This window comes from uncultured Nostoc sp. (genome assembly GCF_937863485.1).
In the GTDB taxonomy this organism is placed as follows: domain Bacteria; phylum Cyanobacteriota; class Cyanobacteriia; order Cyanobacteriales; family Nostocaceae; genus Nostoc.
This window is the reverse complement of record NZ_CALMFY010000098.1, coordinates 56,242-79,522: the sequence shown is the minus strand read 5'-3', so window position 1 is coordinate 79,522 and position 23,281 is coordinate 56,242. Positions and strand designations below refer to the sequence as shown.

16 protein-coding genes are annotated in these 23,281 nt (G+C 41.4%); 3 read left to right on the top strand and 13 right to left on the bottom strand.

Annotation, left to right across the window (positions count from 1 at the left end; genetic code table 11):
* Positions 1–271: 271 nt before the first annotated feature.
* The 13 genes from Q0541_RS13140 to scyA form a co-directional block, all read right to left on the bottom strand.
* Entirely contained in the window at positions 272–1,216 is a 945-nt protein-coding gene (locus Q0541_RS13140; protein ID WP_298910897.1) for a zinc-dependent alcohol dehydrogenase family protein, read from the bottom strand.
* 194 nt (positions 1,217–1,410) lie between these two features.
* Positions 1,411–2,286 carry an indole-3-glycerol phosphate synthase TrpC gene (trpC, locus tag Q0541_RS13135; RefSeq protein WP_298910903.1) on the bottom strand — a complete coding sequence of 292 codons (876 nt, stop codon included), beginning with the start codon at positions 2,284–2,286 and terminating at the stop codon, positions 1,411–1,413.
* Between the two features lie 195 nt (positions 2,287–2,481).
* Positions 2,482–4,683, bottom strand: coding sequence for an anthranilate synthase (locus tag Q0541_RS13130; RefSeq protein ID WP_298910894.1), 2,202 nt, complete (start codon positions 4,681–4,683; stop codon positions 2,482–2,484).
* A 434-nt stretch (positions 4,684–5,117) separates the two neighbouring features.
* A complete protein-coding gene (locus Q0541_RS13125) occupies positions 5,118–6,314 on the bottom strand; it encodes a 3-dehydroquinate synthase (protein WP_298910891.1) in 1,197 nt (398 codons plus the stop codon).
* Positions 6,308–6,955 carry a DsbA family oxidoreductase gene (locus Q0541_RS13120; RefSeq protein WP_298910889.1) on the bottom strand — a complete coding sequence of 216 codons (648 nt, stop codon included), beginning with the start codon at positions 6,953–6,955 and terminating at the stop codon, positions 6,308–6,310. The genes Q0541_RS13125 and Q0541_RS13120 overlap by 7 nt, the downstream gene beginning before the upstream one ends.
* Positions 6,956–6,967: 12 nt before the next feature.
* Positions 6,968–8,068, bottom strand: coding sequence for a bifunctional chorismate mutase/prephenate dehydrogenase (gene tyrA, locus Q0541_RS13115; protein WP_298910887.1), 1,101 nt, complete (start codon positions 8,066–8,068; stop codon positions 6,968–6,970).
* 18 nt (positions 8,069–8,086) lie between these two features.
* Positions 8,087–9,376: a glycosyltransferase family 4 protein gene (locus tag Q0541_RS13110; RefSeq protein WP_298910884.1), complete on the bottom strand. Its 1,290-nt coding sequence runs from the start codon at positions 9,374–9,376 to the stop codon at positions 8,087–8,089.
* Between the two features lie 200 nt (positions 9,377–9,576).
* Positions 9,577–10,773, bottom strand: a complete 1,197-nt coding sequence (scyF, locus tag Q0541_RS13105; protein WP_298910880.1) for a scytonemin biosynthesis PEP-CTERM protein ScyF — start codon at positions 10,771–10,773, stop codon at positions 9,577–9,579.
* A gap of 174 nt (positions 10,774–10,947) precedes the next feature.
* Positions 10,948–12,324, bottom strand: coding sequence for a ScyD/ScyE family protein (locus Q0541_RS13100; RefSeq protein ID WP_298910877.1), 1,377 nt, complete (start codon positions 12,322–12,324; stop codon positions 10,948–10,950).
* A 128-nt stretch (positions 12,325–12,452) separates the two neighbouring features.
* Positions 12,453–13,733: a ScyD/ScyE family protein gene (locus Q0541_RS13095; RefSeq protein ID WP_298910873.1), complete on the bottom strand. Its 1,281-nt coding sequence runs from the start codon at positions 13,731–13,733 to the stop codon at positions 12,453–12,455.
* Between the two features lie 81 nt (positions 13,734–13,814).
* Positions 13,815–14,786 (bottom strand): scytonemin biosynthesis cyclase/decarboxylase ScyC, encoded by a 972-nt coding sequence (gene scyC, locus Q0541_RS13090; protein WP_298910871.1) that lies wholly within the window; start codon positions 14,784–14,786, stop codon positions 13,815–13,817.
* A 25-nt stretch (positions 14,787–14,811) separates the two neighbouring features.
* Complete coding sequence (scyB, locus tag Q0541_RS13085; RefSeq protein WP_298910870.1) at positions 14,812–15,873, bottom strand: tryptophan dehydrogenase ScyB; 1,062 nt, start codon at positions 15,871–15,873, stop codon at positions 14,812–14,814.
* A 303-nt stretch (positions 15,874–16,176) separates the two neighbouring features.
* Positions 16,177–18,060, bottom strand: a complete 1,884-nt coding sequence (gene scyA / locus Q0541_RS13080) for a scytonemin biosynthesis protein ScyA (protein ID WP_298910868.1) — start codon at positions 18,058–18,060, stop codon at positions 16,177–16,179.
* A 1,823-nt stretch (positions 18,061–19,883) separates the two neighbouring features.
* Here scyA and Q0541_RS13075 point away from each other — a divergent pair.
* The 3 genes from Q0541_RS13075 to Q0541_RS13065 all read left to right on the top strand — a co-directional run bounded on the left by Q0541_RS13075 (position 19,884) and on the right by Q0541_RS13065 (position 23,263).
* The gene (locus Q0541_RS13075; RefSeq protein WP_298910865.1) at positions 19,884–21,863 is read left to right on the top strand and encodes a scytonemin biosynthesis sensor histidine kinase; all 1,980 of its coding nucleotides are present in this window, start codon (positions 19,884–19,886) and stop codon (positions 21,861–21,863) included.
* A 139-nt stretch (positions 21,864–22,002) separates the two neighbouring features.
* Entirely contained in the window at positions 22,003–22,893 is an 891-nt protein-coding gene (locus Q0541_RS13070) for a response regulator transcription factor (RefSeq protein ID WP_298910863.1), read from the top strand.
* Positions 22,894–22,981: 88 nt separating this feature from the next.
* Entirely contained in the window at positions 22,982–23,263 is a 282-nt protein-coding gene (locus tag Q0541_RS13065) for a hypothetical protein (RefSeq protein ID WP_298910860.1), read from the top strand.
* The last annotated feature ends 18 nt before the right edge of the window (positions 23,264–23,281 follow it).

The window sequence follows — 23,281 nt, the reverse complement described above, 5'->3', positions numbered from 1 at the left end:
AAACTAATGGATAATGATTAATTAATATTTCAGCACGAATAAAGATTCTTTTATAATCGATTAGCACTCTTTTATTTATGTCTACGAGTCTTTGAACCTGGTGAACGAGTCTTTTAGCTCCGTTAACGAGTCTTTGAACCTCGTGAATGAGTCTTTTAACTCCGTCGTCGAGTATCAAAGCTTCATTTTTTTAGATTGGAGATTCTAGCAATAGGTAATGGTTTACAGAAAGACACAAATTAACCATGAGCGATAAATCATAAACGTTGACTTATACAACCTGTACAACAATCTTGCCGCGCACACCCTCACCGCCTTCCTCAAACGTTTTATGCGCTTGTGCCACCTGATGAAGTGAAAAAGTTTTACTGACAACAGGTTTGATATGACCTTGTTCAATTAGGTTTCTCAAGGCATCAAGCTTAGGACGGGTGCGATCTAAGTGTGTAAAGTGGACAGTAATATTTTTGAAAATAGCGATGTTGAAATCACCCGTCACGCCTGTTATAGTGACAGCGCGACCATCAGCTTTTGTAACCGCCAAACTTTTAGCTAAAATTTCGCCGCCAACAGTAGTAAAGGTTACGTCAACACCTGCACCGCCTGTTTCCTGCATAATGATCTTAATAAAGTCTTCCTTGCGGTAATCGATCGCTCTGTCTGCACCGATGGACTTGACAAAATCGATATCATAATTACCGCAAGTTGTGTAAACGTAAGCGCCTGCTACTTTAGCTATTTGAATAGCGAATGTGCCGACACCGCCTGCACCACCATGAATCAACACAGTTTCACCGACTTTGATATTTGCTCTAGTGATGAGTGCAGCCCATGCTGTACCCCCTGCCACAGGTACGCTAGCAGCTTCTAAATGAGATATATTTGTGGGCTTTTTGGCAATAGTTGATTCATTTGCGACATGATACTCCGCATTAGCACCACCACCTTCTTCATGTGAGATGGCATAATAAACTTCGTCACCCACCTGAAAATCCCTAACATTTTCGCCCACTGTCTCAACGACACCGGAAACGTCAAAGCCGAGAATTGCAGGCAGTTTTACCCTTGGCCCAAAAATCCCTTGGCGCACCCCGCAGTCCGCTGGGTTCACGGAGGTGGCATAAACCTTGACTAAAACTTCGTTGTTCTTTGGTGTTGGTTTATCCACTTCACTTTCTGCAAAGACTTCTGGACTTCCGAAGTTTGTGATCACCATCGCTTTCATACAATTGCCTCAAAGCAAAATCAGGAACAGGGAAAGGGTTAAGGGGGAAGGGAGAAGGGAAGAATTATTTTCTATGATCCCTTAAATGTCCCCTTTACCCACCTTCAGCGAGAAGCCTATTTTCGCAAAGAGCCACTCAACCGCCTTAAAAAGGCTTACTCTCATTCCCTCTTTAAAAAGAAGGGTTAGGGAGGATCAAGTCTTAGCAAAGTACGCACAGCTTGTTCGACATCGCTTTGTTTCACTAAAGACTCTCCGATCAAAACTGCACGCGCACCAGCCTCAGCAACAAAAGATAAATCCGCAGGTGTATACAATCCAGATTCGCTGACGACGGTGATATCCAAGCTTTGTAATTTTTGTTGGCGCTGTGCTAAAAGTTGCTGTGTTGTTCTTAAATCAAGGCTAAAATCTTCTAAATTGCGATTGTTGATTCCTACTAAACGTAAGTCCTCAAGCTTTAGCACCCGATCCAGTTCAGCCAAGGTATGGACTTCCACTAGTGTATTCATGCCTAAATCATGAATCACTCGCAAAAAAGTCTGAAGTTCTTGGTCTGATAAAATGGCGGCAATCAACAAAACTGCATCTGCACCCGCTGTCCGTGCTAAATAGATTTGATAGGGGTCAATGATGAACTCCTTGCACAGTAGGGGTAATGCTACTTGCGATCGCACATTAGCAAGATTATCAAAACTACCCTGAAAAAACTTATGGTCAGTCAGGACTGATAAACAAGCTGCACCACCTCGTTCATAAGCTTGAGCAACAGCTACTGCGTCAAAATCTGCGCGGATAATCCCCCGGCTAGGTGATGCCTTTTTTACCTCAGCAATTAAGCTAGGTTGGTTGGGATTTTCTTGCAAAGCAGTCAAGAAATTTCGCACAGTCGGGGCTGCATTTAACTGTTGTCGCAAGGAAGCTAAAGGCAGTTTTTGCTGCATTTGTGCAACTTCTTGCCTTTTATGCAACACAATTTCTTCAAGAATATGGCGGGGAGGGGCAACTCGGTTAATCATAAAATACTTGACGGAATGGGGAGTGGCAGGAAATGGGGAAATAACTAATTATTCTCGTTATTCTCGTTCCCAGATGGAATCTGGGAATGCATTCTGTGCAGGCTCTGCCTATCCGGTACGACTAAAAACACTCTTAAAATCATAGGCAAAAAATGCGTCTAGTTATGAGGCAAAGCCTCAGGGATGGCATTCCCATGCAGAGCATGGGAACGAGGCAAGACTCTTAACTTCAAACTCCTAACTAATAATTAATGGTTCTTTGGTTTGAGTATATGCACGCACCACATTTTTAATGATTTCCAGACCAACTTCTTCTGCTATAGTCATGATTGATTCTGGATGAAACTGAACGGCGGCGATGGGAAGTGTCTGATGTTCAATGCCCATAATTACGTCGTCATCAGACATCGCTGTTACTTTCAGTTCTTTTGGCAAACGTTCCGGTAGGGCAAACAATGAGTGATATCTACCTACTGTAAAGGATTCTGGTAAATTGTTGAAGGTAACAGAATCTGAATCGGTGACAAAAATCCGTGAGGATTTACCATGTTGGGGATAGTCAAGAACTCCCAATTCTCCATCAAAAGCTTCAACGATGCCTTGCAGTCCCAGACAAACTCCGAAAATAGGAATTTGGCGATAAAGAAGGGCACCGACAGTCTCTGAAACCCCAAAATCACTTGGTCTACCAGGGCCAGGAGATAAAACAACTAAGTCAGGGCGTTCTGTGTCGAATAGCGATTCCGAGAAGCCATGACGGAGTGTGGTAACACTTGCACCAGTTTGGCGAATGTAATTGGCTAGGGTATGAACAAATGAGTCTTCATAGTCTATTAGTAAGATGCGTTTGCCAGCTTCCGGACTTGGGAGGATTTTAGCTAATTTGATGGAACTGGACTGATCAATTTTCTGGCTCGTTTGCTTAACACGACGAATCGTCTCAAATAAAGCAGCACCTTTAGTAATTGTTTCTTGTTCTTCTGCTTGTGGTATGGAGTCATAAAGGACAGTAGCCCCAACTCGCACTTCAGCGATGCAGTCTTTTAATCGGATTGTCCGCAGAATTAATCCAGTATTTAAATTCCCATTGAAATTTAAATAGCCAACTGCTCCACCATACCAACGTCGAGCGCTCTTTTCATGCTGTTCAATAAAATCTATTGCGGCTCTTTTGGGTGCGCCGGTGACTGTAACCGCCCAAGTATGGCTCAAGAATGCATCTAAGGCATCAAATTGCGATCGCAGTGTCCCCTCAACATGATCTACTGTATGAATTAAGTGGCTGTATAATTCAATTTGGCGACGACCAATCACTTGTACTGAGCCAGGTTCACAGATTCGGGATTTGTCATTGCGATCGACATCAGTACACATCGTCAACTCAGCTTCGTCTTTGTGGGAGTTGAGTAAATGACGAATTTGCACTGCATCATCAAGAGCATCTTGTCCCCGGCTAATGGTACCACTAATTGGACAGGTTTCTACCCGCTTCCCTTCAACCCGCACAAACATTTCTGGAGATGCACCAATAAGATATTCTCCACCTAGATTAAAAATAAATCCATAAGGACTAGGATTTATTTCTTTTAAAGTTTCAAATAACTTGCTGGGTTGGTCTTCATAGCTTTCAAAAAAGTTTTGACTAGGAACAACTTCAAATAAATCGCCTCGGCGGAAATAATCGAGTGCAACCTCAACTTTTTTGGCATACTCCCCTACTTTATGGTCAGCAGTTTCATTTGGGATAAGATGTTTTCCGCGATAATCTACAGACTCACCTGTTCGAGGAAGATTCTTAGTACTACCATGCGCTGTTTCAAATTCATATTGGAGACGAAATGCGCGTTGCTGATAATAGTCAACCACTATCAATTCATCTGGCAGATAAAGCACTAAATCCCGCTGATCTGTAGGACGTTCCAAACGTTGGGTTATTGGTTCAAACTGGAAAACTAAGTCGTAACCAAACGCACCATACAATCCTAAATGCTCGTCTTCTTCACTAGAAAAAGTATATAGAATATCCCGGATAACAGTAAATGCTGAAGGTTGTTTACTACGTTCTTCTTCAACGAATAATTTTTTGGCAGGTTTAACAAAGCCTACGATATGGTTATTATCTTGGGTGACTTTCTCAAGTTGTTCTGACTGGGATAAGCGCTCTAAGAGGAATGGTAAAAGGACTTGGCCGCGTTCATTCAACGCTATCAAAGTAAAAGTATTCTCCTGTGTAGCCAATTCCAATGGTGGATTGACAAATCCGATCGCCCATCTTTTGTATCTCCCTGGATATTCGTAGCTGCTCCTTAGCAAGCCTCCACGCTGAGAATTTAAGTGAAACAGAATATCTTCGAGGGCAGTGTCTATCTTCACTTCTGTCATGGAGCGATAAACAGTTACACCACCAAATGTTTTGTAGCAATAGGAATCAAAAATCATGAGTAATTTCTCTGGAGTAGTTATTAATTAGTCATTATTTGAGAAAAATCATTATTATTTTTTTATAGATAAATAACAAAATTAGATGATTTTATTTCCATGTAATTCATTTTTTTTAATCCGCCGATTATTCGTAAAAAATATAAGTAAAGTTTTGTTTCTTATTTAAGAGTACTGGATATCAAGCAGACAATACATTGGATAATTTTTCGATTGGGTGTCAATTTATTCGGTTTTTATACTGCTTTTCTAGTACTTTTTCTAAAAACGCTATTTAAAAGTCTTCGCCTCCCTCAAAAGTATTAGATGCTCTCACAAGTTGGTAGCAAAAAAATTACCTTGCATCAAACCTCTGGATTACTCAACTACCCTGCGGAAAGGCGAAGTGCCTATACGTTTAAAATTCACCCCTCAATTTACCACTAAAAAGAACCCTAAAACTTCCGCAACAGCGATATTGCTTGCCTGTACAAAAACAAATCCGCCTCGTGAACTTCAATTCCTTTTCCAATGTGTTGTAACAGCGTTAAAGTCAATTCTCCACCCAAGTGTTCACGGAACTCGGTTAAACCCCGGAACAGACAATTAGGATGTTCCAGTTGTGATAACTTCTCATCCATTTCTGGCACATACAACGTGAAACCCAATGCCAACAAAGTATTTAATATCCGTTGCCATTCTAAACAATCCAGCAGTCCTAAAAGATAAGAATAGGTGCTATCCAAAGCAATACCGATCCCAACTGCTTCGCCATGACGCAAACGATAATCTGTCAAATGCTCCAGTTTATGAGCCGCCCAATGTCCAAAATCCAGGGGACGAGACGAACCCATCTCAAAAGGATCGCCGCTATTGGCAATATGTTCTAGATGTAACTGAGCGCAACGATAGATGATCTCTTGCATAGTGTCCATGTCTCGCTGCACAAGGGCTGCGGTATGGAAATGGATAAAATGAAAAAAGTTAGCATCCTTAATCAGCGCCACTTTAATTGCTTCTGCGATTCCAGAACGCCAATCGCGATCGTCTAGGGTTGTCAAAAAGGCAGAATCATTTATAACTGCATAAGGTGGCGCAAATGTGCCCAGAAAGTTCTTTTTACCAAAGGCATTGATGCCGTTTTTTACTCCAACCCCGGAATCATTTTGCGCTAACACCGTTGTCGGAATGCGAATCACGCGAATTCCCCGGTGAGCAGTTGCAGCAGCATATCCTACCAAATCCAACACAGCCCCACCCCCGATCGCTAATATGTAGGAGTGGCGACACAATCCGGCTGCTTCAATCTGTTGGTGGATTTGCTCTAGCAAAGTGGGATCATTTTTGGCAGCTTCTCCTCCCGTAATTATCATCGGTTGGGCTGCGATCGCTAGCACCTCTGCATAAAACTTGGTATACGCTACTAATTGCTCAACCAATTCAGGTTGATACTGCAATATTCCTGCGTCTACCACTGCAACTACTTTCTTGGGCTTTGTCTCCCCATCCGCTGTAATCACTTGCGCTAGCGTCGGGTTTTTCAACTCAAATAAATTTTGGGTGAAGTAAACCTCGTAGTTGAAAGTAACCGAAACACGTTGATGAATTGGTTGCAGATTGAATCTACTTTTTTGCTTGATCTCAACTACCATATTTTTGCTGATCTATCTATAAGTGCGGCACGATTCAAAGCTTGAAGAAACATTTCTACTGAGTGAGAACCATTTATCTTGACTTTGTTATTGATGATGAAGAACGGTACACTGTTGATGCCATTCGGCCGAGCAAATGTTGATTCAGCCACAAAGGCTTTAACCGCAGCATCATCATTTAATTGCAGCCATAATTCCCTATAATCCATTTTGTAAGCTGTACCTATGGCAACAAGAACGTCAATATCTCCGATGTTCAAACCGTTTTCAAAGTAAGCTTTATAAATGGCTTCTACGACATCGTTTTTTACATTTACTGGTGCGAGTGCAATCAGTTTGTGAGAAAGCTTAGTATTGACAGCCAAACGAATTTTGTCAAAATGTAGCTTGACTCCAGCTGCCTCACCTGCGCGTCGTGTAGAATCAAACAGAAGTTGCAGTTCTTCTGCTTTGATACCTTTTCTATTTCGCATAAAGCTGTAAAATTCGTACCCGTCAGCAGGAACGGCATTGTCGAGAATAAAAGGATGCCAGCGGATATCTACTTCTTTTTCTTGCCATTGTGCCAGTGCATCAAACAGATTCTTTTTTCCAATTCTGCACCAGGGACAAACAGGATCGTGAAAGATGTCTATCAGCATATTTTTTGTTCCTTAAATGCTAATATTTGTGTGCATCTGTGGTTTAAAATCTGGTTGTAGAGACGTTTTAGCTGTTGTATTTAAAGGCTGTAGCAAAGTGTTATTTTTATCTTCAAAAAAGGTTTGAGTATTTTCAAATTCTTGAATTAATGCGTCTCTATCTTTCCTCAACACCAGTTTCGCTAAACGGCTGTAAGTATTAGCTAAAGACCTAATTGCATCACACCTCTCTTCTGTAGCTAACATAATATCAACACATAAGTGAGGATTTTGAGAAAATAAACGTTTAACAATGTCAATTTCTTGACGGTAGTTAGGAGTTGACATTGTTAGACTTTGCTCTATGTTAACTCTTGTTTGTGCTAAGAAAACACCAAGACTAAATCTACAAAAATGCTGCGTTGCTTGAATAATCACCATCATTTGATCATGTTCTTCAGGCGTGCAAACAATCAACTCCCCACCTTGACTTTTAAGAAAATCTAATAACCATTGAAATGAATCATCGTTTCGACCTGGACACACTACCACTTTTTGTTCTAAAAACGATTTTATATTTGGCCCAAACATTGGATGTAAACCCATGACTGGGCCTGAATGGTGTTCGAGCATTGCCTGAGTTGGCTGAGTCTTTACACTTGTGATGTCACATAAAGCTGTATTTGGGGCAAGGTATTTAGCTGCACGCTTGATAACATCAACTGTATATTCAATAGGAACGCTTACTAGTACTAATTCTGCCTGACTTAACAGTTGATCTGCATATTCCCAATCTTCATGTTCGAGAACACTAACATTGTGACCTACTTGCTGAAGCTGCTCTTTAAATAATCTTCCCATCCTGCCACATCCACCGATGATGGTAATTTGTCGGGCGCTGAGATGATTTATTGCAGATTTAGGAATTAGAGTGGCATGACAACTATTTACTACACCTGCCCAAACAGACTCAGGAATACCAGCTTCAGCAAGTAGGGGAGCCACACTAGCCAGTTGTTCATCTAAAGAAGGAAATTCTGATGCTGCTAATAATGATAGGCGATCGCTCAGTAAGGCGATCAAGCTTTGGTCAGTTTTTTTAAGCTGATCTGAATAAGAGGATTTCAAAGGCATTTTTGCTGTCCCCAATTTTCAAATATCAACAAGTGATTCTTTAGAACTCATTTCGGGCAAGATATCCAAAGTTGTTGCTCCTTTGGCAATCACATCAGAAAATAACTCTTCATACCGATCTAATGCTTGCTCAAAGGAATAGTTTTCTACCGCAAACTTTCTTCCTCTACGCCCTAATTGCGCTGCTAATTCCGGCTGATTATATAAATCCAATACCGCCGCAGCCAAAGCATCTGCTGACTCTGGCTCAACGATAATGCCACCGTCACTTTCTCGGATAGCTTTGCCAGCAGTCCCAGTGGCGGGAACTGAAGCCACAATTGGGCGACCACTGGCTAACAGCAGTGGTATTTTAGAAGGCATATTGAAGGAAATCACATTGCGCTTTTGCACAATCAACCCGACATCTGTGGCTGCTAACATTTGTGGTAGTTTTTCTCGCGGTTGCAATGGTAAAAGCAAAACGTTATCTGCTCCACAAGCAAGACAATGTTTTTGCAACCTTTCGAGAGCTTGGGATTCGCCAGCTATGACAAAGACAATTTCTTTTAGATGACGCAAGTGAGCTGCTGCTTCTATTACTGTTTCCAAACCTTGCGTCAGAGCAATATTACCTGAGTAAAGCACTACAAATTTACCATCGAGTTGATGGGTAGCTCTCCAAGAATTCTTCTCCTTCGGTAAAGGGCGGATAAAATTAAGATTCACCCAATTGGGAATGCAGGCAATTTTATTAGCAGGTACACCTTTATTTATTAAATTATCTACAAAGCCATCGGCAATCACGCTAACGGTATGTGCAGTTCGGTAAGCAAATTTTTCTAGCGCTTCCAGAGCGAGAATCATTAACTTATTTTTAATTAACCCAACACGCACGGCAGCTTCTGGGAGGATATCTTGCACATTCAACACTACTGGGCAGTTGTATAACCAACCTATTAAGGTTGCAGGTAAGCAAACTAATAGTGGCGGTACTGTTAAGAGAATTACATCAGGTCGTTCGCCCTTGAGCGCTTGTGGCAAACTCGTAAAGACAAAGCTCAACTCTAGGAGTAGCCGATCTACAAGGTTGGGTTTAGACTTAATCCGCAGGTAACTACGCTGAATTCTGACACCATTTTTTTGTTCAGTAACGTATAACTTACCCTGATACCCATCGTAAATCTGACGCTGAGGATAGTTAGGCATACCTGTGATTACCCGTACTTGGTGCCCTCGCTTCACCAGCCCTTCTGCTAGTTCAGTCATCAAAGGTGCAATACCAATTGGTTCTGGATGATAGTTATATGAATAAATCAGAATGTGCATGAGCTAGTTAATGTCCTGGAAGCACCTTGATAATGTTGGGTTTGTTGTGTTACCCAGTTTTTATCTCCCTTGTTTTGAAAATTTCTTAGGGGAGCCAGTAGGGTGTGTTACCGCCGAGAGTACGGCACCAAAATTATTGAGATGGTGGGTTATACCCTTGGCTAACCCACCCTACGAAACTGTTACTCAAGCATCAAAACTCAGCACTGTTTTTGCAGTTCCTTCTCTAAACTGAGGACTGGCTTTTGTTGCCCACGTTTCTTCAATGTAACCGTAGCAGCCCCAAATCCAAGTAATGCTAAACCCAATATTGAACTAGATTCAGGTACTTGAGTTCTGCCTTCTACGTTTAGCACTTGGACGCGACCTTGGAAGAAATCGCCCACATAAAGCTTGTTATCTTTGAGGCTTGTGCCACCCGTCCAGTTAAATTTGCCTGGAGTGAGGTCGAGGGGATTGCCAAATGGGGGGTCAGTTAATCCTGGAGGCGGGACTGGTTTACCTGATGCATCTAGGGCTGGTTGACCATAAGAAGTCAAGAATTTACCGTTTTTATCAAATACCTGAACGCGGCTGTTGATAGAATCAGCTACATAAACATTCTCTTGGTCGTCCACTTCAATGCCAATTGGCTGAAGAAGCTGTCCAGGTCCGCTACCTGCTGAACCAAATGTGTACAGAGGTTTACCATTTGGATCGAGTACTTTAACGCGGTTGTTATACTGGTCAGCTACAAAGATATTTCCACTAACCGGGGAAATTCTTATACCTGCTACACCTTGAGTTTCTCCAAGTGCAGTGCCCACCTTGCCACCAATGACACCAATTTGCTTTCCGTCAGGTGTGAATTTAAGGATTCTTTCGCCGTTAAAATCACCAGCGTACACGTTGCCAGCTTTGTCAAATGTTACACCAGATGGCCCAAAGAAAATCCTACCTGGTATGAGACCGGTAAATTCTCCATTTGCAAAGGATCTAATAAATTTACCCTGAGAATCGAATTGATTAATGCGGTTGTTGTAAACATCACCTGCATACAAATCCCCTGTTACGGGATTAAAGTCTACAGTTGTTGGCTCGTCAAACTGTCCGGGCCCTGTGCCGCCGGAGCCAATTGCTCCAATATACTGACCGCTGGGACTAAATTTTTCAATTTTGTCACCGAGGTTGTAGTTAGGAGTACCATCCGGGTTAACACCGCGTCCGTTAGATATAAGGGTATTCCCTTGGCTATCCACCGCTATGCCTTGGGGAACAAACAGTTGCCCAGGGCCGAAGCCTGGTTCGCCGATACTTCTGTCGAAAGTTAATGTTACAGCCTTGGCTTGGGCTGCTGTTGCCAACACCAAGAATCCAGTACCGAGAATGCCGATTGACAAATTTTTGACTAAACCCATGAGTTTGAAGTCCTGGTTGTATGAGTTATACTTTTTCCTAGACTAATTTTGTTCCCAGTCCCAGTTTGGGAACCCTGGAATTTTGGCTGCTGCCTGTTGTTTGAAATGCAACTTTCTGTATGAGGCAGCAGCCTATTTTGTAAGCATTTTCTGACAGAGCCAGGGAAAGAGGAATTAGACAGTCTCTGCTTTGGCTAGCAACTCTTCATCCAACTTTTCTTGGCGTTTGCGCTTGGCGCGAGCAGCAGTTGCACCCACACCAGCAAGTGCTAATAAGCCAACTATTGAACCAGGTTCGGGGACTACTCGTGTAACAATACCATCCACCCGAACAACCTCTCCTCGCCCTTTGCCGACACCCTGATTGGTAATATAAATCTTGCCATCAGGGCCAATAGTAATTCCATCAGCCGAATCTAGCCCTTGACCAGCTGCAACGAGTGTTGTGCGAGTGCCATTAGGAGCAACTTCGATCAGAGAACCGGGTAAATCTGTGATGTCACCCCCTAACTGGGACTTGTCGCTGAACTGTAAAACCAGCAAATTTCCATTCTTATCAAAGGTTAAGTCTGTGATGTGCGTAAACCCATCTAGAAAAACTTCTGGTTTGAGATCATCGCCAATGCGGAAAATCCGTGATTTACCTGCTGGATAAGGAAAACCCGTATATTCACCAACGTATAAAGCTCCATCGGGACCAATTGTGCCACCAGTGGGTACTGATTGAATTGCTGTTTTTCCTCCTGGAAGCTGCTCTAATAGCCCAGGAGGTAATTGTAATCCTGGTGGCAAGTCGGAGTTACTAATGACGTTTTTAGGAATTGCGATCGCCTCAGACTTACTTCCGTCAAGTTTAATTTTGTAAGCAGCGTTCCCGCCCCCGTCAACCACATAAGCATTATCGCCATTAATAGTCAGGTCATAGGGATTGGTAACTACATCCCCTTTGTCTGGATTTTTGGTGATTTCATTCTTGGCAAAGTCAAAAATACTGTTGAGAGCTCCAGTCTTCAAGTCAACTTTGTACAGTTGTGCTAAAAGCGGGCTATTCAGTACTTTATCGGCTGTTGATGGCGGGAAACTACCAAGTTGATTTTGTGGGATAGGGGATTGAGTACCTAGTTTAAATGTTTCTGGATCACGGTTTCCTGGATAACCAGCATACCCAGTCAGAAGATAAGCATTCCCTTTAGAGTCGAATTCCACGTCTTCAATACCGGCCCCTTGATTGCCTGTAGGTTGTTCTGCTAGAGACTCAAAGTTATTAAGTAGACGCTGTTGGGTGCCGTTTGGTGAAACTTTGACGAGTGAACTAGTGTTACCAGCACAGATAGGCTGAAACAGCGTACTCGGAGATGGTTGGCAATTTCCGTTTCCTCCAATACCTGGCTCTGCTACGTAGAGACTGCCGTCAGGGCCAAAGCTAACACCCCGTGCATTACTGACTCCATCGACAACTGTCGTTAGCGTTGCAGCTTGCACAGATGGTATTCCACAAATAGCGGCAAAACAAAATGTAACAGATGTAAAAGCAAATGACTTGAGTTTCATACCTTTGGAGATTGAGAATTAAATAAGTGGAAACTTTTATGGTTTTAAAGACAACGAATCCCAGTCTTTGAGAAACGCAGAATAGACAATGCCCTTTTTAAGAGGCACTGATATTGGTTTGAAACTCTTTACTTGAGCGCCACAACTCTATCTATGAGTGGTTGGGTAGCTCTCTTCTTGTGCAACAAACCAACGCCCAAAGCCCCGATCGCTAATACACCTAAAGCAGAATCAGGTTCAGGGACAGATTTGGTATTTTCAATTCTGAGAACTTGTCCAAGTCCTGGGCGATCGCCTCGGTTAGTGACGTATACTGCACCATCAGAACCAATAGTCAGGGCGCTAGGTGACTCTAATCCATTGCCACTTAGAAGAGTTGTGCGTGTCCCATCAGTAGCTATTTTGATTACAGAACCATCAAAATTACCCTTCCAGGCTGACTGATTGGCGTACTGCAAAGCATATAAATTGCCCTCAGGATCAAATTGCAAGTCTGTGAGTTGGGTAAAACCATCGGCATATACTGTTGGTTTTCCATCAGCACCAACTCGATAGATTTTTGCCCCACCTTCTGGGAAGGGAAAACCAGTAAATTGGCTGACATAATAAGCACCATCAGGGCCTTTTGCCACACTTGAGGGTACTGCTTGAGTTGCAAACTGCGATTGCACCGCTTCACCTTGAGATGGCACCTGTGCTGGTTCATTGGATGGAGTACCAGAGGGTGGAAAGATGGGATTAGTCAATATGTCTTGGGGAAACGCGGTAATTGCCTGCAAATTACTGCCATCAGTGTTAACACTGAGTAAATCATTTGCGCCTGCATCAGATGCAACTATTTGCTTGCCATCTATTACCAAACCCAAGGGATTGCTATCGACATCACCACCATCGGGATTGTTGGCGAGTTCATAGTTAGCTAAATCAGCAATAGTCGTCCAGGAATTGGTATTAAAATCGGGAGCGATGATTTTACCGAGGTCAGTGTTACCTAAATTGCGATCGCGAAAGGCTGGATTAGCCCCATACCCAATCAGAACATAAGGTTTACCTGTAGCATCAAATTTGATGTCACGAGGCCCAGCGCCTCCACTACCATCCGGTAATGCTAAAGAAGGCAGTCCTGTAAGTATCCGCTCTGTCTTACCATTCTCAATTTTGGTAACTGCACCACTTCTGCCATAACATAAAGAACCCCCTTGACCACTTGGTGGTGGAACACAAGCTCCACTTCCCCCTATTCCCGCCTCTGTAACATAGAGATTACCATCAGGGCCAAAGCTCAGACCTCCGGCATTATATAGACCATCGGCGATTACCGAAAATGATCCAGCTGAGGCAGCTTTCATTCCAGAAAAAGTCGCAACACAAAAAGTGAGAAAAGTAATAGTAAGTGGTTTCAGTTTCATGTGTTGCAATACAGCTTTGAGTAAAATCGTGGGAAATTCAGGGGTAAATTTTAAACGCAGAGGGAAGCGCAGAGGTTTTAATTAGTAATTAGTAATTAGTGTTTCTTGAATTTTTGGCAGATAGCTCATTCCCCTATCAAATGATTTGAGATTGCCAGCTTTGGCTTCAAGCAAACGTTTGATGTTCATGCTTTCAGCGCCAAAATCTTCAATTTGAAGTTTGCCGTGGCTAACAGTTCCATCTGTTTTCCAGAATGTGATCCGATGTAGGATAAAACCAGAAGCTTCGGGATCAGCGAAAGCATAGGCGGTTGGGATGAGTAGCGCTACAGAACGCTGATAATATTCGTAGTCTGGATAAAAGTGTTCTTGTTCGATCAAGTAGTATTTACTCAAACTATGAACTCGCACAGAAACTTTTACTTTCTGGTCATATTCATCCTTGAATTCACCTGATTCAAGATTAATCTCACCATTTGGTCGCAGTAGATGCGCCCACTCATCTATGTTTTGTAAGTCTTTTAAGTATTCAATGCCGATTTCAATGGGAGCATCAACATAGATGGTGTCAGTATCGATAAAGTGGCTTCCTTTGGCTGCTGCGGTAAGACCAGTCTTGCGTTCCAAATTACCTTTTAAAGACCGACACTCGGAAGTGTGTACTGTGTGAATTCCCTGCATAATCATCTGAGTCTGCCGTTTTGGATCAACAAAACTCAACCAGTGAAAATACACACCTTTTTCATCTGTCCCAGGCTCAATGTAGTCTGTAGGAAACAGCAAAACAGGGTAAACCTGAAAATATTTCTGATACTCTAACCCGCAGTGCCACTCAATGCCGTAGAAAAGTGGGTTTTCTAGTTTTTTAACGTGATAATAGAGATTTTTGTGATAACCAGATGCAGTTCCCAGCCAGGTATCTTCATCAATTTGCTCTTTCATCCGGCTATAAAGCGTCCATTCATCCAAGTTCTTTAAACTACAAAGGTAGTCAAAGGCGTTCTCTGGTGAAGTAGCAATGTAAGCTGATGTTGCAAAGGTATTTTTTTCCACTTCTCACTCCTTAAGATAATAACAATTAAGCTGCGATCGCCTTAATCTTGTTTCGCTTACTGCCTTGAATGCGGTCTTCTGCTAATCGTTTGGCAGCATCGTTGGTAGTAACTCCCTGCTGTTTAGCAATATTAAAAATTGCTAATAGCGTGTCATAAATGTTATGCACTTGCTTGAAAGCTTTTTCTTCGTCATAACCAATCATTTCGTTGTAAACATTGATTAGCCCTCCGGCATTAATTACATAATCGGGGCTGTAAAGAATCCCTTTTCTGGCAAGCATTTGACTATGTAGTTGCTCATTTTCCAATTGATTATTAGCTGCACCAGCAATAATGGAAGCTTGTAGAAAAGGAATTGTATGACTATTCAGAATTCCTCCTAAAGCACAAGGAGCAAATATATCTACATCAAGAGCGTAAATTTCGGTTGGTTCTACAATAGTTGCGCCAAAAAGCCGTTTTACCTCTTCTGCTTTGGCTGGATCTACATCGCTAACAAAAAGCTTGACATCATGCTCATGTAAGTGTCGGCAGAGATTTTTACCTACATTTCCTAAGCCTTGAACTGCAACTTTCATGCCATCAAGTCTTTTGCTCTGCCAACGAGACTCCACAGCAGCTTGAATTCCGAGAAAAACTCCTAGTGATGTTATGGGAGCAGGCCCACCAGACTTTTCTGATACCCCAACAACATATTTAGTTTCTTGACTGATTGTCCGGACATCATCAGGGGTAATATTGACATCTTGTCCGGTAATAAAACGCCCATTCAGACTATTAACAAAACGTCCATAAGCTCTCAACAGATCATCTGTTTTATTTTCAGGATTAGCGATAATTACTGCTTTGCCGCCACCAGCCGGAATGTTGGCACAGGCAGCCTTATATGTCATACCACGACTCAGACGAAGCGCATCTTTTAAAGCAGCTTCTTCGTTGACATAAGGCAATAGTCTTGTCGCTCCCATTGCTGGGCCTAAGGTCGTGTCATGGATAGCAATAATTGCCTTAATTTCTGGATTTTTACCATGACAGAAGAGAACTTGTTCGTGACCCATTTCTCTAACAGTTTCAAATAGCAGCATTTTCACCTCTCGATATTGTTTGGGATTGGTTAGAGAAAGTAATGACCATTACGAAATATAAAGATATAGACATAAAAACACTCTCGAATATTAAGATAAGATGAAGTAAGGAAAGACTAATGTTCAAAAATCAAAAATTCCAGTTTTTTGGGCATAGTTGTTGGCTGGAATAAAGTTTTTGCTGCTTCTAAATTCATCCTTTAGGTTTTGCTGAATGGACTAATCCAAACTGCGTTGTAAATTCCGCGTTCTGGGAGTGTCTTAGTGTCTATAAAAATTGACTGAAATTGCAAACTTTTAAAATCAAATCATTGGAAATGAAACTTGCTTGGCTAAATTTTTAGCCGAGCTTGATTTAATTCCTTGTGCAGCCAAACTTTTATTACGTCCACCAGATGGTGCTGGTCGATCAGCGTCAATCACTACATCAATCAGAAAGGGAACTGTTGAAGCGATCGCTTGTTCTAATGCGGCTTCGATATCTGACTCTCTAACGACTACAATCGCTTCTGCTCCCATACCACGAGCAATCATGGCGAAGTTTGTTGGTGGAATTGTTGCGTCTGCACCCTTTAATCCCAAGATTTTCATCCCTTGATGACACATGTTGTAACGCGCATCGTTGAGTACAATCCAGATTGCGGGAATTTTGTATTTCACGGCTGTGCTGATTTCGTTATTCATCAGCATTGCTCCATCGCCGACAATCCCTACAGCCTTGCCATTGTTCGCCAGCGCTGCACCCAATACTCCAGTGACGGCGTGACCCATTGCGCCAACTCCGGTGCTGACTCGGTAACGATTGGCTTGGGCAAATTGCAGTAGATGCGTTGACCAAGTAAAGGAGTTACCGCACTCTGCCATTACTACTGCATCGCTACCCTCAACAATGATCTTTTGAATTGCTGCCATCAATACTTCTGGCCGCACTGGATAATCTACGTCTAGAACAGGTTCAATTGCTTTGTGTTCTGGATGAGGTAGCGACATTAGGGAACGAGGAGCATCTGGCAATTGCTGCAACAATTCTTGCACAAAGGATTTGATGTCAGACCGAACCCCGAAAGTTTCAACGTGTGGATACGCCACTCCTGGCACTTCTGGGTCAATATCTACATGGACAAAACCTCCTTTTGGAACCAGGGTCGAATTCCAGAAGGAAGTCGGTTCACCAAGGCGGGTTCCTAATACGAGTGTGCGTAGTGGAGGTTGATCTTCCATATAAGTCAAGACGGAAGCATGACCCCCTAAACCTGTGACACCCACAAATTGGGGATGATCTTCGGGAAAGATACCTTTAGCACGGGGTGAGCACATGACGGCTGCTCCAGTTTTTTCTGCGAGTTGGCGGATTTCGTCTGCTGCATCACGCGCACCGAAACCAACCCAGATAGCAAAGGGGCCTGATGATAATAACTCTACAGATTTAGCGATCGCTTCTTTTGAAGCAGTCATCGGAAACGGAGAAACATTTAGTTGGGGTAAAGCTATATCCTCAACTAAACTTGTTTGCACAGCGGTGGGAATGCTCAAATGGGCAACAAATCCACCTGGTTGCGCTAAAGCCAAAGCCAATTTGCGAAAAATCTGTGGTAATTGAGCCGCAGATTCAATAGTGATTGCATAGTTGAATAGCGCTCCTGGGGTAAAAATTCCCCCACTGGGCAAGGTATAAGTGCTAGTTTCTTGAATAGCCCAACGTCCACGCTGCGGTGCTGAGGTGCAAGCTGACAACAAAATCACCTTTGCACCTTCACCACGAGCCGCAAACAATCCAGTCAGGACGTTGGTGATCCCCGGCCCTGCTGTGGTAAAAACTACAGTGGGGCGATTATTGGCAAAGTATGCTTCGGTTGCTGCAAATGCTGCTCCTGCTTCGTGGCGGAAGTTCAACACTTCTATAGTGCTATTCGACAGCGCACCCCAAAGGCTTGCCATTGCACCGCCGGCAACACCAAAAGCGTAGCTTACTCCCAAATTTTCCAACATCTGAGCGATCGCATCGGCAACTGAGAGCGTTGGGGCTGTTTCGTTGGGTAAAAAAGGCTGAATTCCCCCGTTATTCTCCGATCCATCAAGCTGATGCGAAATGTCAGACACAGACTCTACATAGATGTTTGATGGAATTTCTTTGTATGGCTCAGTAGTGATTAGAGGAGAGTTTGAACCAGTATAGTTTTTACTCATTAGTTTCACATAATTACAGGAAGTTATACAAAAGCTTTTTAGTTTACAATCACAGCAATGGCAATATTTTATACAACTAACTATGTTGCTTTTACAGCTATGATCTAGCTTGGTCGATTGTAGAAAACGTTGATTGCTGCTGATTGATGCTTGTGAGCGCACCACCAAAAATTTTTGAAAAGCACACAGCAATAGTGTGCTTCTTGTTATCAGAATAAAGGAGATAAAGACTGTTGTGCAATCAAAAATCTTTTGATCAAAGGTGTCAAATTTTTCGCTGTTATTATGATGAGAACAGTGCTTAAGTAGGTTGGCAGGGAAAAATCAAACCATATAAAGGTATGTAAACGAGCAACTAAGCTTAATTCAAGCACATCTCATAATCTTTACAAAGCTTTACGTAGTTACCTTTAATTGCACCAACCTATTTATTTAAGCGCCTGTGGAGGTTTTTAACTTGTGATAATTGCTATGATTAAAAACCTATTTGCAATAGAAAATCTTTTGATCAGGGTGTCAATTCTTTCGCTTTTATCGTGATTATGACATTTCCAACTTAGTCATTCTGAAAAAATGATATTCTGCGATCGCAGAAATGGCACATTACCAAATTTACAATAGAAAATCTTTTGATCTGGTTGTCAATTCTTTTGCTTTAGGACTCACACAACTTTTCATCCGAATTAAAGCATGAGCCAATTTAGCGGTCTTTATATTGCTACCAAAAACTCTTTGGGTCAATTATTTGTAACGATAAAGACATAATTTCTTAACTTTTTATATTTTCTTTGAGAGATGACTAAGCATTCACTACGTAATTATTTTCTAAAATATGTTTTCTATGACATAAAATCCAGTAATATATGCTTAGTATAAGATAAAGTGTTTATTTTATCATAAATAAACACTACATTATACCTTTAAATATACGTATTTTTACGGCAGAATTGTACTTCTTACGACAGATGATTAAGCATATCCTGCTATAGTTAGATACATTAGAAGGAAAGTTAAGATAAATTAAGCAAATAACTTGATGAGTGAAATTTGTTTATTTAAGTCAGTCCCAGCACTGCACATCGCGTTTATGTTGAAAATTAAACGACTCTACATTAGTACTGCACGGTATAAATCCAGCTACCATCTCAATTAACCAGAGAAATAGGGGAAATTCATGAATTTCATTTCCTATACTCAAGTAATTAGTTAAAGGTAGGCAAACTTCCGCCACAGTGTACTTGTAGTTCGCTAAAGTCCTTAAGAGGGAAAAGTTAAAGGATAAAAATTTTTATTTTTTAACTTTTCCCAGTCGAAACCCAGTAATTTTAGATTAGGGTTAGTTAGTTCTGGTGCAGGGCTAGTACCGCAAGGCGGAAGTCAAAAGTCAAAAGCCAAAAGTCACGCATAATTGTATTCCAAGCTCTTGCGCCATTTGAAATGGTATGTTTATTTGCGCCATGTTGTACTACTTTAAATTTAAAATATATTTTCTACTTATAGATTAAGAGTTTTTAACTCTTATCTAATAAGGTTTATTGACTAATCTGGATTTGATTTGTCTAAATTTTGTGTTGCTATAAAAAGCTGTTTAAGTCAATAGTAAATTTTTTTAACCATTTAGTTTTTTTTTAAATTTGGTTCAATAATTTACACTTTATTGATATAATAATTTTTGTTAATATATTTGATAATTTGTAAGATAATAAGGTAATGAGGATTTTATTTTTTTACAGATGAAGAGTGCAGCAAAGATTTTAGTAAGTTATGACTGTTAACTCATTAATGGGTATGGTGCTGATTCATTACCAGGAGGAAGTAAGAATATGAATTCTGGCGAATATACACTAGCTAGATCAAACAATCAGTGGGCGCTACAACCAGAAGTAGAGATGAAGTTTGCTCACTTGCTGATAAATCAAACTGTAGATGCTGCCTTCTGTTTAGGAGCAAACGCGCAGTTTCTTTACGTCAACGATGCCACTTGCCTGATGACTGAGTATTCCCGTGAAGAATTACTTTCCATGAGGCTGAATGATATAGACGTAGACTTTTCTCTACACAATTGGTCAAATATTAGCTTACAGCGTTCCCTTACCTTTAAATCTCGCTACCGGACAAAAGGAGGTCGGATCTTTCTGGTAGAAATATCTATTAGCTATGTAAAACACCAAGATATCGAATTTGGCTGTGCCTTTGTTCGTGAGAAAGCTGATGAAATAGTTGAACTGAGTGTAGAAAAGTGGACTAATGAATTAAAGGATGCCAAAGACGATTTGCAACAGGAATTTTCTCAACTCAAGTCAAAAGAAGTAGAACTAGAAACATCTTTATCTTTACTTCGTTCTACTTTGGAATCAACTGCCATTGGTATTGTTGCAGTTAACTTTGAGGGAGATATTCTGAGCTTGAATCAGAAATTTGTGGAGATGTGGCAAATCCCGGAGTCCCTAATACTATCCAAGAAATGTCCTCAATCTAAAACCTTTTTTGAGAACAAACTTAAAGACCCACAAACCTTTAATCGGTTTATTTGGGAAGTGTCTAGCCAATCTGATTTCGAGAGCTACGACATTCTCGAGTTGAAAGATGGGAGAGTCTTTGCACACTACTCTAAACCTCACTTGTTGGAGGACAAAATTATTGGTAGAGTCTGGAGTATTTGGGACATTACTAAATCGAAACAGACTGAAGAAGCATTACGGCTGAACGCAGCTAGATTTCAGACTTTAGCAGAAACGACAGATGCCAGCACTTTTCTGATTCAAGGTACGCAACTTTGCTACATAAATCCCGCAGTAGAAAAACTCACTGGTTACACAAGAGAGGAACTGCTAACAGGCTTTGAACTGCGCCGACTGATTAAAAGCAAAAAACGTAGGCAGGTACGTAACCAGAGTGAAGCATCTAACTTTGAATACCAGGAGATAAATATTTTGACCAAAAACGGCACGGAGCGCTGGCTAGCCTGTGCGGTTGCCATGCTAGATGGAGTGTTGGATTTTGGAGGAAACCCAGTCGAACTGATTGCAGGTATCGATATTACCGATTACAAATATGCAGAATTAGGTCTTAACCAAGCTTTAGAACAAGCAAAACAACTTAGCGAACTTAGAGCGCGTTTTCTTTCTATGGTTTGCCATCAATTCCGGACTCCGCTGAATATTGTTTCATTTTCTAATAGTTTATTAAAGGAAGAAGTAGACAAACGCACACAAAAGAAAATCCAACCATTACTCGATCACATTCAAAAAGCCACCGAACAACTCGGTCAGATGTTGGATGATATTTTGTTCTTCTCTAAGGCAGAATCAGCAAAAATAAACTTTCAGCCAAAACCGCTTGAGTTAGTTCAGTTTTGTAATGATTTAATTGCACGAATGCAGATGAATGTTAACCAAAACTCGATTTATTTTGTAAGTCAAGATAAGTCACTAACAGCGTGTATAGATAAAAAATTGTTAGAGCCTATATTGAATAATTTGCTCGACAATGCAATAAAATATTCCTCCTCCAACATGGCAATTGAGTTGAAACTCTATTGCAAAAATGAAAAATTAATTTTCCAGGTAAAAGATATGGGAATCGGTATTTCAGTAGCAGATCAACAACGAATATTTGAGCCATTTTACCGTGGTAGTAATATTGATCATATACCTGGTACTGGACTAGGATTATCGATTCTTAAAACTCTTGTAGATTTACATCAGGGTCAAGTCTCTGTAGAAAGTCAAATATGTGTGGGCACTACGTTTACTGTGATGTTCCCATTAATCAACTCAGAGTTTACTAGTTCCGAGTTATGAATGTTGAAATTAAGATAGTTGTTAATTAATAACTTAACAATTATAACTCTGGGAACAAAGTAATTGTCTCATGCCTATTTACATATTTCCCAAAGGTCTAGTAAGCAGCTTCTGCAAAAAGTTCTAGTAATAGAAAATCATGTCCGAATCGTCAAATAAAATTCTTGTCATTGAAGATGACAACGTTACCCGCAATCTTTATTTAAGGGGTCTTGAGGCTAAAGGTTTTGATACGATAGGTGCTGACAACGGTCTTGCTGGTATTCAGCAAGCACAAAAGTGCATACCCGACTTAGTGATTTGCGATATTACGATGCCTGATATGGATGGTTATAGCGTTTTAACTACGCTACGCCAAGATCCTCTTACAGCAATTATTCCTTTCATTTTTTTAACTGGTAGTAGTACCAGAGCAGATGTTCGCAAAGCTATGGAATTGGGAGCAGACGACTATCTTAGCAAACCCTCTACACTAGACGAATTGCTCAGAGCGATCGCTACTCGCTTACAAAAGCAAGCTACCCTCCAATACTGGTGCAATATTCAATTCCAGAAAGCTACAAAATCAGTATTTGAAGATAATACTATATCGAGCGCTGGAGGCGTTGGCGTTGGCGTTGGCATTGGCGAAGCCTCTCGTAGAGAAGGCTTTGGTAGAGAAGGCTTTGGTAGAGAAGCCATGATCGCTGATAAGTCAATCTTTCCCTGCATTCCTGAATTAAAAGAAGTTTTCGACTTTATCGAAACCTATTATCATCAAGGAATTACTTTGTGTGATGTGGCTGCTGCTGTTGGTTACTCATCTGCTTACTTAACTAACCGAGTAGCAAAGCGGACAGGAGAGACTGTAAACTGCTGGATTGTCAAACGCCGGATGGCGGGAGCTCGTTCTTTACTCCAAAATAATAATCAAACAGTCGAGAAGATAGCGAAAGCATTGGGCTATCAGGATGTGTCTCATTTCTCCCGCCAGTTTCGTCAACATCACGGTTTACCTCCCCAGGCTTGGCGCAAAGAACATCCTCACTAAACCAAGAAGTTTTTCCCAAAGAGCGAATGTAAGGATTCAGGTCAAGGGGTATTGACAAGTATGACATCTGAGGCGGAATATCACAATTATGCGAAAAAACCTGCCTCTGAAACTAGAGCGTGAAACCCTTCTCCAGTTAGCTCCGGAACAACTGCTGGACATAATTGTTGAGCAGGTGATCGCCATAGAGAAAATGAATAAATCTTTCAGTTCTTGGGCAATTTCTTGGGGTAGATTTCCTGATAATGCGATCGCTTTTTTAGTCTTGAAATTGACTGTCCCAGTTTATCGGCCAGTTAAGCGTTCCACCCTAGCTAAGATTTTAAACCAGGCTCGTATAGACTTGGAAAGATTTTTAGATTTGTTGTAGCCAAAGATGGCATAAATA